At 46.8% G+C, this 14386-nt stretch carries 11 protein-coding genes and 1 riboswitch; of the genes, 5 read left to right on the forward strand and 6 right to left on the reverse strand.

Going from position 1 to position 14386, the window contains the following annotated elements; all coding sequences use genetic code 11:
• Positions 1-417: 417 nt before the first annotated feature.
• Positions 418-1002 carry a hypothetical protein gene (locus ACJJII_RS07100; RefSeq protein WP_444918751.1) on the reverse strand — a complete coding sequence of 195 codons (585 nt, stop codon included), beginning with the start codon at positions 1000-1002 and terminating at the stop codon, positions 418-420.
• A gap of 723 nt (positions 1003-1725) precedes the next feature.
• Here ACJJII_RS07100 and csrA point away from each other — a divergent pair.
• The gene (gene csrA, locus ACJJII_RS07105; protein ID WP_444918752.1) at positions 1726-1896 is read left to right on the forward strand and encodes a carbon storage regulator CsrA; all 171 of its coding nucleotides are present in this window, start codon (positions 1726-1728) and stop codon (positions 1894-1896) included.
• 423 nt (positions 1897-2319) lie between these two features.
• Here the strand turns inward: csrA and ACJJII_RS07110 are convergent, their stop codons facing one another.
• The 5 genes from ACJJII_RS07110 to ACJJII_RS07130 all read right to left on the reverse strand — a co-directional run bounded on the left by ACJJII_RS07110 (position 2320) and on the right by ACJJII_RS07130 (position 9404).
• Positions 2320-2526 (reverse strand): hypothetical protein, encoded by a 207-nt coding sequence (locus tag ACJJII_RS07110; protein WP_444918753.1) that lies wholly within the window; start codon positions 2524-2526, stop codon positions 2320-2322.
• Between the two features lie 126 nt (positions 2527-2652).
• Entirely contained in the window at positions 2653-3516 is an 864-nt protein-coding gene (locus ACJJII_RS07115; RefSeq protein WP_444918754.1) for an HNH endonuclease, read from the reverse strand.
• 2 nt (positions 3517-3518) lie between these two features.
• Positions 3519-5099 (reverse strand): AAA family ATPase, encoded by a 1581-nt coding sequence (locus tag ACJJII_RS07120; RefSeq protein ID WP_444918755.1) that lies wholly within the window; start codon positions 5097-5099, stop codon positions 3519-3521.
• A gap of 955 nt (positions 5100-6054) precedes the next feature.
• Positions 6055-7827, reverse strand: coding sequence for a bifunctional protein-serine/threonine kinase/phosphatase (locus ACJJII_RS07125; protein ID WP_444918756.1), 1773 nt, complete (start codon positions 7825-7827; stop codon positions 6055-6057).
• Between the two features lie 101 nt (positions 7828-7928).
• Entirely contained in the window at positions 7929-9404 is a 1476-nt protein-coding gene (locus ACJJII_RS07130) for a NarK family nitrate/nitrite MFS transporter (protein WP_444887739.1), read from the reverse strand.
• A 403-nt stretch (positions 9405-9807) separates the two neighbouring features.
• On the opposite strand from ACJJII_RS07130, the gene ACJJII_RS07135 reads away from it, so the two are divergent.
• The 4 genes from ACJJII_RS07135 to mobA all read left to right on the forward strand — a co-directional run bounded on the left by ACJJII_RS07135 (position 9808) and on the right by mobA (position 14386).
• Positions 9808-11118, forward strand: coding sequence for an MFS transporter (locus ACJJII_RS07135; protein ID WP_413664019.1), 1311 nt, complete (start codon positions 9808-9810; stop codon positions 11116-11118).
• Positions 11119-11261: 143 nt separating this feature from the next.
• A complete protein-coding gene (locus ACJJII_RS07140) occupies positions 11262-12470 on the forward strand; it encodes an alginate export family protein (RefSeq protein WP_444918757.1) in 1209 nt (402 codons plus the stop codon).
• 195 nt (positions 12471-12665) lie between these two features.
• Positions 12666-12816, forward strand: a riboswitch (molybdenum cofactor riboswitch).
• Positions 12805-13782, forward strand: a complete 978-nt coding sequence (gene moaA / locus ACJJII_RS07145) for a GTP 3',8-cyclase MoaA (protein ID WP_444918758.1) — start codon at positions 12805-12807, stop codon at positions 13780-13782. It overlaps the preceding riboswitch by 12 nt.
• Before the next feature lie 4 nt (positions 13783-13786).
• Positions 13787-14386: a molybdenum cofactor guanylyltransferase gene (gene mobA, locus ACJJII_RS07150; RefSeq protein WP_444918759.1), complete on the forward strand. Its 600-nt coding sequence runs from the start codon at positions 13787-13789 to the stop codon at positions 14384-14386.

Here is a 14386-nt window from a genome sequence, read left to right on the forward strand (position 1 = left end):
GGATACTCCTACTTACTAATAACATCTAATTAATAAATTGATTCGATTGCTGTGGCCAATCAAAGATTAGGGTTCTGATAACTGCATCCTTCTACACGAGAACACCAGAACTCTACGCTTTTGTTATAAGTTACTTTTATAGGGTTGTCTATTTCTAAATGTTTGATCCATGGAGCATATAGATACTTGTTAAGATTAATACCGAGTTGAGAATAAGCCAAAGCTTGAGTAAAGAAGCCTAACGTATACAAACTTAACATCATTAAAAATAAGGTCATTATCTTCTTCATGGGAGCAGCAAATATATTAGTAGAATTTTGATTGGTCTTAAATTCATCAATACTTATATATCCTATTGGCTTAGATATTTACGGGCATTCAATATCTGTGCAGGTCTAGGTTGTATGTGATCTCCCCTTACTGGTCATTTGCTGTACTGTCTTGGACTAAGCTCTTTATACCTTCTCGCTTAATTTCATCTCTTTTTGTTTCAAACAAGTTAAGAATCAATTCTAATATACTGTTTGATTCTTGCGAGTCGGTGTAATAGTAATCATTAAATGATACTGTGTAGAATTTACTGCCCAGATGTATTCCTTTGCTATATAGCCTCATTTCATTCTTTAGGTCTATACCATCAAGCTCGTAATAAGCATTGCCGTTTTTTTCATAACTCTGCTCTTTTTGAAAGTCAAAAAGATACCCCGGCCTTGAATATTTTCCAGACTTAAGATGCTTAATCTCCTCGTTGCCCCAGGCTATGCTGGATGCAGGTTCTGAGGCGGTATAAACCGTTATATAGAGCGCATATTGACCTTCTGGAGATGTTGCGATGATCATCCCCTCACTATCCTCATAGCTCCACTTGCCTGGCAGTGAGACGCTCCAGTATTCATGATCAAGGTGTGTTCTTGCTTCTAAACCACTTAATTTTTCTACCGGTATATTTGTAGCGCAGGCAGATACAAATATTAACGCTAATAACCCGAAGTACTTATACACTTTTACACCCTACCGAAGGTAAATCAGAATACTCAAAAGAAATCGCATCATATCATTTGGTCCACTGATTCCAAAAATCGAAAGCTTTTCTATCCAGAAAAAAACTATCTACCGATAGGATTGTTCGGGTGGAAAAAAATATTACTTATGAGTAGAAAGGGACTTACGTACCGGATATTCATGCCTGAAGCACTTAGTGGAAAGGGCATCGCCATTAAAAATATAGGCACAAAAATGATCTTATTGGATTTTATTCAGTTTTTTTTAGTGTCAAAGCTGCGTAAAATCGATTGATATTTATTGGTATTTTGGCCGGCCTTTTGTAGGCCGATGGCCAAAGATCAAAGGGATTCGAGAGAATCAAGACATCTAAAGTTTTCTAAAGAACCATCTTCTCACAGGAGAACGGTAGCGTGACGTAAGAGACAGTAAAAGGCGCTGACCCAAGGTGCAGCAACACCAGGGGCCAGCTGACCAAATTGATAACATGACTATCAAAATGGCTATATGGATCATACGCTAGAAACCCGTTCGTCTTCAATAAAGTGGAGTCGATTCAGCGACTTGGTGCGATTCCCCAAGCTCTGGAAGCGTTGTGCCTGCCTTTTCTTCTTCTATGCCTATCGTTCCCGCGCACCACCCCGTATTTCCTCAAAAAGTTACTTTCTCAGCCTTCCATCAGAGAAGGTTTACCCATGATTTGAGTATCAGTAGGAAATCAATATGTTGATCTTAAAGCGCCGGGCAGGTGAAAACTTAAGAATTGGGGCCAATGTTTTAATTACAGTCTTGGAGGTTAAGGGCAAGCAGGTGAAGATAGGGATACGTGCTCCCAAATCTTTACCTGTGTATCGTGAAGAAATATATGTACAAATAAAAAAGAACGTGTACTGAGGGATTAAAAAATTTAAGAATATATTGGAGACAATAGAATATTTGATTTAGGGATGGATTGAGTATTTTTGTCCTATTCCAGCCGTGCATCTAAGCCGGCTGCAATACTTTAGTATTATTCATACATAGATCAACAAAGTTTCTTGAGTTCTTTCATAAAGGTTGTCATCAGCTTCCGAGATAAGATCATATAAAAAGTTTATATCTTTCTTGCATATGACAGTAATTTTGATAAATTTCTTTGAAATTGCTCATAACCTTTGTTTGGAACACCATCTATAGAGTGTTCTCCATATTTGAAGAAATTAGTATTCCGGCTGAAATAGTCATCTTGATCAAAGCCTCTAAAGTTGTTCCAATCTTTATCAAATTTAGACCGTTTATACCAGGGAATAAATGGTCGGAATTTATGAATTTCTGCATTTAGACTAGGATAATTTCTTTTATATCTTTAGGCTGCCTTTCAGGCGTAGGATAAACGTCTCTAAATATATCCATTACATTTCTTCTGAAATTATTTGAAGCTTCACTAGTTCGATTGACTCTAGGGACAAAAACTGCAAAAAAACCTCCAACTAAGGCGCTTAATATAATAAATGTACTCGTTGGTATTTCATTTAATAAGTGCATATTCTCCCTTTATCAACTGAGTTTGATGAAAAATATATTCCTGACAATTATCATAGGTTGAGCGAATAGCTATAATTTAGCAGTAATATGCACTTGTTATGAGCTATTCGTAGTTTGTTAAGTGTATCACTCATAGAACCCCCCGTTACAATACCAATCATTGTTGGCTAGTGCCTGAAACATGGCCGTTTGCCAAGAGTTCTTGTGCTGTTTACTGCTTGTTTCTGCTTCAACTATTAGGTGTTTTCTAACTCCCTCTGTACCCAGCGACTCTCTATAATGCGATAAGGTATCCCTTAAACAAGCAATTTGGTTGCTGGCTTCTATCGAATAACGAGCTGCTAATTTGAAGTCTTCAAAATGTGATTGGACCCTCATTTTAGAAGTATTATCCCAATGATTCGGTGCTAGAACATAGAAACGGATAGTTGCTGGCTTCGTGTAAAGAACCTCAGCATAAAGCCACTGCTCATCAATAAAATACTGATGATCATAGTATGGGTGCAAGTTCTGCTGTCCAGCAGTAGAAGAAATAGAAGAGCTTTTACCAGTATTACAATCCTTACAGGACGGTACTAAATTAATTGGCACAACTGACAACTGAGGATACTTGGTTTTAGGTAAATAATGATCGAGTGTAGACGCATATCCTGTGCCACAAAATGGGCATCGGCCTAATGGTGCTCTGGATAACAATGAATCATATATATATCTTGCAGGCTTGGTTTTTCCCACCATATGTGAACTATAAACGCTTGTTAGCTCCTTTTTACTTACGGTACCTAAAGCTATTTCTTCATTGCTGCAATTATTTGAAGGAAGAGTGTAAAGCTGCTTAGACGTGGCCCTGTTATGGTATTCAAGAGCTGCGGTACCAATAGCATTAGTTATTTCGTTAAGCCTATAGCGTAAATTTTCATCAGTAATGCTATTAACACAAGTTTGATAAACCACTTGTGGATCTTCATTTGGAGCGATTATGGCTCTCATTCTTAATTATCTTCCTGTAAACCTTTAATCGTTATCATTGATCGCAGTACTGCTTTCCCTTCAAAACCCAATTGATGTTGATACTCTTCCTCTATTTCTTCAAAATTCTTGCCTTCATCTACTGAGCCTGCGAGTAAGTCATGAAAACCAGATTTTGAAACTTCTAATCCGAATACTTCCCTAGTTAATACACCTACATTCTCCGCAAAGGTTTCGCCTTCTGGTCTATCTACATTTAAAACCAGTCGGGTTCTTCTGAGAATAGATACACATGATTTAGGCACTTCCTGTAAAACGACTGGAGAGTGAGTAGCGATAATTGCTACACCATTACGATTAACAAGTAAATCAGACAATGCTCGAGTAAATGCAGAAAGTAATGGCGGGTGAAGATGACTTTCTGGTTCGTCAATTAGGACTAATGTTTTTTCTTCAACGGTTTCAATCAACTTTGTGATAGTTAAAAGTACTATGGCATGACCTGAACTCATTCGATCAAATAATTTTTTAGCTTTTTTTGAAAAATTAAATTTTTCATTCGAAACATCTTCATCATAATCGTTAATTAGTTGGCGAAGGCTCATTTCTGCAAAATTAAAATCTGACTCTAATTTTATAACAGCATTAATCCATCGGTTACGTTTTGCCATTAGCGCAAAACATAGTTTTAAACTCTCTGTAAAATCGATACATAAATCATTTTTTTCCTTGAGGTTCCACTGATCCAGACCTTGTAGAGTCACTCGTTTTTTTAGTCCAATATAGTAATAACGCATACCCGCACTATCATTAGGCTGGTCTGCAGGGGGGGTAAAGGGATCAAACGCACTAAAGGCTACAGATACAACTCCTGAGAAATATCCTTCATGAAGGGTGGTGGTACCTATGAAATCACTGGGAGTAGAGAAATAGCCTGTTTCCTTTGTATCTCCTCGATCAGGAAGTAATGCATTTACCATATTATTCAATAGGGTTGTTTTCCCTACGCCATTACGACCAATCAATATGTGAATATTGGAAGAAGGCTTGCTATTTGGATTAACGCGAAAGTTTACCTTAATCCCCGAGTAACGTTCACTAGGTGGCTTCTCGTAGGAAAAGTTATAACTTGTAAGTGGGGCTTCGTATCTTAGTATTCTGCGAAACTGATGTTCTATAGTTGAACGATTTAAATTTCTCATTAGTGAGATGTTAAAAGCATTTTCACTTTCTGCCATAGACAAGTGTTCTGGATCATGAGTAACATCACCTAGAGCCGTTAGTACATTTATTGTCATCTGATTAGAAAGTTTACTTACAAGATTTCGGTAATAGTCGGCATCCTGGCCGAGAGAATAGAAATTTCTTGGCAATACATCGAAGTTTTGTTGGATTTTTTCTTCAGTCCATTCTCTATCTTGACCGATAAAACCAATTTTAAGATTACCAATTTCTTGCTTATTTCCCTGCTCATCGAAGACGGTAAGTGTAAATAGCGTCTTATGGCCAAAATCATCCCAATCTTCAGGGTGTAAATAGGCCGTATTTCGAACTTGAGGAGGCAAGTAACCTAGTCTAGAAACCTTTTGAAATTTGATTGCCATTAAAATTATCCTTTTTTGAGAGCCTCAAAAGACAAAGCAAACTGCACGTTCGCTTACAAGCTATAATATCATATAGATTGACCAGCTCTATTAAGTTCGAGTATCTGTAATTTTTAGGTTACACTGATATATAGCTCCGAAAACCATTTTTATATTTTTCAATTTTGTCTATTACTTGCCCAGTTACTTATATACTTCTTTCGCTTACTTCGTGATTATTACATACAACATCTACTGCTCCCCTTAAGTCGAGGTTTGCAAGGATTAGTGCACCCTCTTGGAACACGAGAGGTACTTCTTTATAAATTCTCCCCACCAGACTTGGTAGGTAGTATTCTTCGTCTAGAACTCGTTGGCCTTTCTTTAATCAAAGATATACATTAATGGATGTTGAAATTTCCCACGTATCTTCGCTGATTTGACAAGCGTGCACAATTTCTTGGTATATACCCCGAAATGACTTAGTGTTACAACCTAAGCATTGTATTATATGGAATGATTGATTAAAGGTGTATTTATCAGGAGAAAATTCAATTTACTTTGACAAGATATTGTGGTTTGTTTCGTGTCCACAGAATCTACAGTGGCTTTTTATTTTCTCGCTCGATATCCATTTTCATTCTTAAAGATTTAGCTAACACCATCTTTAAAAGAAATTGCATTATATCACTAGTTAACAAATATCAAGAACGGGATCAGCCTTCTCAGTAAAGAATAGATCGATCAGTATGCTAGCCAGCGCTGCAAAACATTATTCAAAAGTTAATATAAAGTCGCTTGTGACCTTTGGCATTAACAAGCTGTGAAATCACCAACTACAACACTGAGCATAAAGGCAGATAGAAAAGCATTCGGATGTTATCTATTCAAAAGCACCTGCTGAATCAGAACGATTCATAGATATGATAGATCAGTAGATTTGTAAACAAGACCTATTACACCTAAAGTGCTAATCTCAAGCACTAGAAGAAAACAACGCCGCCACCGCCAATAAAGTAGCCACCCAAATCCCACAAAGAATCTTCCAGAACAAAGAGGCATCCCCTTTCTCAGTAGGATCTTCCCTTAGGTAATCCGGGTTTGGGTTAGCCAGGTCGCGCATAAACTCTGTAAGCGTGGAATAGCGCTGTTCCAGGTCGATACTGCATCCGCGCTCCAGGGCACGGTCGAACCAGATGGGGACTATGGGATTAAACTGGCTGGCGGTGCGGTAGCGCAGGCGTTCGAAGTCGGCGTGGGAGCGGCAGTTTTCAATTTCTTCGCCGTAGGGCAATTCGCCGGTAAACATTTCGTAGGCAATAGTGGCGAGGGCATAGATATCGCCGCGAATACCGCTGTTGTGCCCGAGGATATAGTGGGGGTCGGAGTAGCTGGCGGTGCCCAGCGCTTCTGGGTGTTCCAGGGGGCGGAAAATCTCGGCACTGCCGGCTACATACACTGAACCGAAGTCGATAATTTTTACCCGCCCGTCGCCGTCGATCATGATATTGGCTGGACGCAAATCCTGGTGAATGGTTTCCTGATCGTGGAAGGCCTGTAGTCCGGTGGCAATCTCCTTAAGGATGCGAAACGCCTCCGCCGGTTTGGGAAAGCGGTTGTGGGTGATCCACTGCTCCAGGGTGTTGCCCTGCACATACTCCATCAGGTAATAGAGCGCGGTGCGCGGGCGGGTCTGCCGGTGCAGGCGCACTACCTGGGGGCTGCGAATACGCAGGCCTATCCACTCCTCCTGAATAAAGCGGTCGATATAGTGGATATCGTCCTCGTAATTTACCGAGGGGGTTTTCATTACCAGGATTTCCCCGGTGGCACTGTCGCGCACCAAGTACAGCTGGCTGCGCTGGGAGGAGAACAGCTCCCGTTCCACCTGGTAACCATCCAATACCATGCCCGGTTCCAATTCCGGTGGGAAGGGCAGGCGGGTAAGCTGGCGGCTGTAGTCGTCCAGGGTAGTTTGTGGCAATGCTTTTACCTTTACCACTAATGCGGAGAGATTATCGTCACTGCCGTTTTCCTCGGCGAGGCGCACCAGGGTTTCCGCTGTTTCCTGTTCGCTTATTTCGGTATCTGCCAGCAGCTCGCGCAGCAAATCCTGTTTGATAAAGTCGTGCACGCCGTCGCTGGTAATCAGCAGTACATCGTCCTTAGCGAGGCTTAGCTGGCCGTAATCCACTTGTAGGCCGGTATCCATGCCCAGCGCGCGGGATAGCATCTGCTGGCGGTGGGCCAGGGTGATGTTGTGGTCCCGGGTGAGGCATTTAAGGTTGTCACCGCGCAGGTGATAGATACGGCTGTCACCGATATGGAAATAATGGGCAGTGCGGGATTTAAAAATCAGGGCAGAGAAGGTGCAGAGGAAGCCCTTTTCCTGTTGGGGAAAGTCGTGGCTCTTGCGGTATAGCTTGCTGTTAATGGAGGCGAGAATTTTCTGTCCGGCATGGGCGACAGACCAGGTATCCGGCACCTTGTAATAGTCCCGCACAAACTGCTCAGTGGCGGTTTGGCTGGCTTGGGCACCGGCTTCGGCAGAGCTGACTCCATCGGCCAGTGCGGCGACTGCGCCTAGGTATTCCTGCAAGTGCGGGCTGGCTGGCCAGTGATAGATTGCCGCGTCTTCGTTCTGCGGTTTGATGCCGGCACTGGTGCAGAGGCCGTGGCTCAATCGCGGTGTCTGGGCTTCGGGGTTTGCCTCAGTTTCTGTTTGCACCCCGGAATTGGTTTCGCTCACAGCTTTCTCCTATCTCTTTTCGTCCCCTCAGACCAACGGCGAAAAACAAAGAAGGGCCATTGGCCCTCCTTTGCGTTTGTTGCTTGATAACTGCTGTCCAATCACTCCACGCTGATCAGCTGCACTGTGCCATCCGGTAGCACTTCGGCGATATTGCCTTTGGGCTCTTCCAGGAACAGGCAGGCGAAGAAGATCACCGCTGCTGCGCCGCAGATAATCAGGAAGAACTGGCTGTAGCTGACATAAGACAGGGCGGTAAGGAAAGTAACCGCACCCACGTTGCCGTAGGCTCCGGCCATACCGGCGATCTGCCCGGTCATGCGACGCTTCACCAGGGGTACGACGGCGAATACGGCACCTTCACCGGCCTGCACGAAGAAAGAGCAGCACATGGTGGCAATTACCGCAGCGGGAATCCACCAGCCGCCGTTGATCTGGCTCAGTACAAAGTAACCCACTGCCAGGCCGCCGATCAGGAACATCAGGCTGCGGCGGCGTCCCAGTTTGTCAGAGAAGTATCCACCGGTTGGGCGAGCCACCAGGTTCATAAAGGCGAAGCCAGAGGCGAGCAGGCCGGCCTTCACCGGGCTCAATCCTTCAAAGGTTTCCAGGAAGAACAGAGGCAGCATAGAAACCACGGCCAGCTCTGAGCCGAAGGTGACGAAGTAGGCCAGGTCGAGGATGGCTACCTGCTTGAAGTTGTATTTCTCCAGCTCGGGCACACCTTCGCGTAGGTGGTCTTTGTTTACATTCCAGATCATACGGGTCTGGAAGGCGAACAGTGCTACCAGCAGTCCCCACATCACGTAGGTGGCATTCTGGCTCAGCAGGGCTACGCCGCTGGGAGATAGTTTGTAAGCCAGCGCTGCCAGTGCCAGGTACATGGGCACATTCATCAGCAGGTAGAAGTAGAAATCCCGCTTGCTGGTCACTTCCAGGCCGCCGCTTTTCTTCGGCTTGAAGTAAGTGGAACCTTTAGGAGTGTTGCGGGCAACGCGGTAGTAGATGATGCCGTACAGGCCGGCGATGATGCCAGTGAGGCCCAGGGCATAGCGCCAGCCGTCTTCACCGCCGAACAGCAGGGCGATGGTGGGTAGGGTCATGGCACCGGCAGCAGAACCGAAATTCCCCCAGCCGCCGTAAACACCTTCTGCCAGGCCGACTTGTTTGGCTGGGAACCATTCACCCACCATGCGGATACCAATTACAAAGCCGGCACCCACAAATCCCAGCAGGAAGCGGAACAGGGCCAGGGATTCATAACTGTCTGCGGTGGCGAAGCCCAAACAGATTAAAGATGAGGTCATCAGCAGCCCGCTGTACACCAGGCGCGGCCCCAATTTATCCACCAGCATACCGATAATGATACGGGCGGGGATGGTGAGTGCCACATTGAGGATTAACAGGGCTTTTACTTGCTGGCTGGTGAGGTCGAACGCTTCCTTGATAAAGACCATCAGCGGAGCGTGGGAGAACCACACCACGAAAGTCAGGAAAAACGCAAACCAAGTAACGTGCAGCGTCTTTATTTTGGGATCGCCCCAATTAAATAAATTGAGGCCGCTGGATTGACTCATGACTATTTTCTCCGGCTTCTCAGAAATTTTTAGAGGTGGATAGGGTCATGACCGATAGTATTTGAGCAGCGCCAGAGGGAAAGTGCGCAAAAGGGGTAAGTGGAAGGGAAATCGATTTGTATATGGAAGGGAGTAACCCCTTGGGGTTAGTAGCTCGGAGTGGGTAGGGGCGGTTTTTAGTGTGTTTCTACCCCTGTGGGGGTAGTTGGCGGAAATTGATAATGATTAAAAAGGGTTTTTGGGAGTAATTGTCGCTAGCCGATTTTTTGTGCATCTTGCCAGTAGCTTGCCTCTATAGATTTCTCGCCCCCGCTGTAATTCTGTGATCACTTTTCTTGGGCGGGGGCTCAATGCGGTGAATAACCGGGGTGGCAATTAATTTTCGACAGCCAATATTTTGGAGATGCCTGCCGTGCAATATACACAGCAACTCGCCGGGCGCGCGCTGATATTTGCCTCGGCCATGTTCGCCGCTAACTTTTCTGTTTGGACGCTCTACGCGGTATTGGGGGTAGAGATTCGTGGGCAGTTGGATCTGTCTGCAACTGAATACGGGGTTCTACTGGCTGCGCCGATTTTGAGCGGGGCGCTGTTGCGTTTTCCGGTGGGATTACTGGTGGAATATTTTTCTGCGAAAAAGCTGATTTTATTGCAGATGCTGCTGTTGCTGCCGGTGCTATTTTTGTTGCCCTTTATCGATAGCTACGGGGCCCATTTGCTGGCGGGGCTGTGGTTGGGTATTTCCGGGGTGTCTTTTGTTTTGGGGATTCGCTATATCAGCCCGTGGTTCGAAAGAGGGCGGCAGGGTACTGCGATGGGCATTTTTGGTGCAGGAAATGCCGGAGCTGCAATTACCCTGGCATTGGCTCCAGCCATTCAAAATTGGTTTGGGCGCGAGTGGATAGGGCCGGCTTATGGAGCCGGGATTATCCTGATGATGGTTTTATTCGAATTTTTTGCACCAGAGGAAACCCGCTATATGCGCAGCCGGGGAAAACCGGATCTGCGCAGTCATTTAAAGCCGTTAACGCAAATCCGGGTTTGGCGTTATGGGCTCTACTATTACTTTGTTTTTGGCAGTTTTCTCGCGCTTTTATTATGGTTGCCGAATTACTATCTGTCGGTGTACCAAGTCAGCACACCAGTAGCAATGGCACTCACCCTGCTGTTTGTGGCCCTTTCCAGTTCACTGCGCGCTTTAGGGGGTTGGTTTGCCGATCGCTACGGTGCGCGCACCGTCAATTGGAGTGTTTTCTGGACCTGCCTGGTCTGTCTTTTCTTCCTCAGTTACCCGCCCACCAGCATGACAATTCACGGGGTGGAACGGGATGTGCATTTAAATATTGAAGTGGGTATTGAGCTGTTCACTTTACTGCTACTGGTTATCGGTATCGCCCAGGGATTTGGCCGCGCGTCTGTTTACAAAGCGCTGCACGATAATTTCCCCGCGCATATGGGGAGTGTTGGCGGTACCGTAGCCACTATTGGTGCCCTCGGTGGTTTTACCCTGCCTGTTCTTTTTGGTATCGCTCAGGACTTAGTAGGTATCCACAGTGCGGCCTTTATGCTGCTCTACGGTGTGCTCGCTATTTGTATGTTGGTTATGTATTTGGCGATTCAAAGAGAAAATTATATGCAGCGTTTACAGTACGCACAGCAAAATAATTTCCTGCTTGAGGAAACCAGCGAAACCGAGGCTTTGCCGGATAGGTAGTGCCCACTACCAATAAGGGATTACGCCTGAGTAAAGGCTAGGGAGTAAAGATTAATTAAGCAGGAAAAAATCTATGGTTTCAGTCGAGTCTGAAAAATTGTAATTTGTCACTGTTCACTCCGTTGTTGCAAAGGAAAAGCGTCATGACCGTTTCCAAATTCCCAAAAATTCTCGGTGCCTTACTGTTGGGGGCATGCAGCACTGTCGCATTGCAGGCCGCTGCGCAGGAAAGTGAAAATGCCACTCTGGTGGATGCGTTGAAATCCGGTGAAGTCGGATTGAATCTGCGTTACCGCGTAGAGACTGTTGATCAGGATGGTATTGATGATGAAGCAGTTGCATCCACTTTAAGAACCCGCCTCAACTGGCGCAGTGGCAGCTACCGTGGCTTTACCAGTTTCCTGGAAATGGATGATGTTACGGCAGTTGGCAATGACAGCTACAACTCCACCGTTAATGGTGAAGGCGAATACCCGGTAGTGGCTGATCCGGAAGGAACTGAAATTAACCAGGCCTATATTCGCTACAGTGGTGGAAATTCCATAATTACCGCCGGTCGCCAGCGCATTAACCTGGACGGGCAGCGATTTGTCGGCGGTGTTGGCTGGAGACAAAACGAGCAGACCTACGATGGTGTTCGTTATCAGTACGGCAGTGCTGATAGCTTCCAGTTGGATTATAGCTACGTCTACAACGTTAACCGTATTTTCGGTGAAGACAGTGCTGGTTCCGATATGGGCGGCGATATCCAACTGCTACACGCAATTTATCCAGTAGCTGAAAACCATAAAATCAGCGCTTTTGTTTACAATCTGGACCTGGAAGATCTCACCGATAATGCCAGCCGCACTTATGGGGTAGATTACAAAGGTAAATTTGGTCCGGTAAAAGCCAACCTGAGTTATGCGCACCAGTCAGATATTGGTGACAACCAGTATGACTATAGTGCCAATTATTACCTGGCAGAGCTTGGCGCTGATTTGGGTCCAGTTGCGGCAAAACTCGGTTATGAAGTTTTGGGTTCCGACAATGACGTTGGTTTTAAAACCCCGCTGGCAACCTTGCATAAATTCCAGGGCTTCACTGATAAATTCCTGGGAACCCCTGCTGATGGTGTCGAAGATCTGTATGTTGGCGGTTCCATGAAAGTGGCCGGCGGCAAGCTGGGTTTGACCTATCACAATTTTGAAGCGGCCGAGGGCTCCGTTAGTTATGGTGACGAATGGAACCTGAGCTACGGGCACAAAATTACCGACGACATTTCTGCACTCGTTAAGTACGCAACTTATCGTGCTGATGAGTACAGCACTGACACCGACAAGCTTTGGATCATGGTAACCGCTAATTTCTAAGCGGTTGAAAGAACTCCTTAGCGAGGCCCCCGGCTTCGGCCGGGGTTTTCCCCGCACCTTGAACCTGATTTTCTGATCTATAAATTATAATCGACTGAAGCTCCACATTTTGATGTCCCTAGAGGGACATCAATTCGAGCGCCAAGGGAGTACCACCTTTGCCCCAAGCATAAATTAACCAGCTTGATACACTGACATCAGTTTAAACACCGAGTCCCGCTACCTAAACCGCGTCGTTTTTTATTGACGTTGCAAGGTGCCGGGACCGTGGCCGTACCGGCCACCAGGGTCTAGCGGGAAACTGCGCGGCCTCCCGACATTGGAAAGGCGTTTAATGTTACAAGACAATTTTGGCCGTAGGTTTTACTACCTGCGCCTGTCCGTGACGGACATCTGCAATTACCGCTGCAACTACTGCCTGCCCGAGGGCATCGGTTGCGGACGTTCCCTGGAAGGGGAAAATCCTCTCTCAGTCGCTGAGGTGGGCACATTAGTGCGCGCTTTCGCTTCACTGGGTACGGAAAAGGTACGCCTTACTGGCGGAGAGCCCTCCCTGCGCAAAGACCTGGTGCCGCTGCTCGAAGCCGTGCGCGCTAGCGATAAGATTCGCCGCTTAGCCATCACCACCAATGGTTACCGCCTGCCCAGTCAGATTGACGACTGGCACCGCGCGGGCTTGGATCAGGTGAATGTCAGTATCGACAGCCTCGACCCGGCTCAATTCCACCATATCACCGGCCATAATCGCCTGGATAAAGCCTTAGCAGGCCTGGATCGCGCCCTGGCCTTGGGTATCGATACCAAGGTCAACGCAGTGCTGATGCGCCAGTACAACCTGGCGGAGCTGGATAACTTCCTCGCCTGGGTTCGCGAGACTCCGGTGACCCTGCGTTTTATTGAATTGATGCGCACCGGCGATAACCGCGAGTTCTTCGCCAGCAACCATGTCTCCGGTAGTGATATAGAAACCCTGTTGCTGCAGGAAGGCTGGGAGCAGGTGATCCGCACCCGCGATGCCGGTCCGGCGCGGGAGTATTTCCACCCGGATTACGCCGGCCGTATTGGCCTGATTACCCCTTACGGCAAAGACTTCTGTGCAAGCTGCAACCGCCTGCGGGTATCGGCCCAGGGCAAGTTGCACCTGTGCCTGTTTGCCGACCAGGGCTTTGATATGCGCGAAATCATCGCCGATGGCGATAGCGAGGCACTGGCAGCCCATATCCGTGAGTTGATAGTGGATAAGACTGCAGGCCACCAGCTGCACGAAGGTTTTACCGGCGCTACCCGCAACCTGGCGATGCTGGGGGGCTAGGGTTATGGCCAGGGCTTTCGTTGGCAAATCGACAATCGGCGTGGTGCTGGCCGGCGGCCGTTCCAGCCGGATGGGCCGTGATAAGGCCCTGCTGGCCCACCCCCAACGGGGCAATTTTTTGCAGCATGCTGAGGCATTGCTGAGTGAGCTTCCGCTGGAAAAAGTCGTCACCAGCGGCGCCCGCCCCGGAGCGATTGAAGACCTGGTGCCAGAGCGGGGCCCTCTGGGTGGCCTTTATTCGGTGGCCCTGGCAACCGGTGCTGATGCGGCCCTGGTGATTCCGGTAGATATGCCCCTGCTCGGGCATGAACACCTCGCAGAGTTATTGGCTGAAGGGCAGGCAAGTGGCCGGCCCTGTTATTTTGAAAACTTCTTTTTTCCCCTGTGGCTGCCTTTAAATGGCGACTGCCTGGATTATTTGCGCCGTGCCGTTGAGGGCAGTGCACGCAATTCTGTCGGCGCGCTGCTGCGTCACCTGGGGGCCAAATCCATACCCATAAAAAGTGTCGGCGATTGGCATCGCAATATCAATACGCCGGCAGATTATCTCGGCTTGAGTACGCCGGATAAAACTCCAGAAAACAGTTTTTTGAGAGACCACTGA

It is taken from the genome of Microbulbifer maximicatervae (SeqCode) (assembly GCF_052467825.1).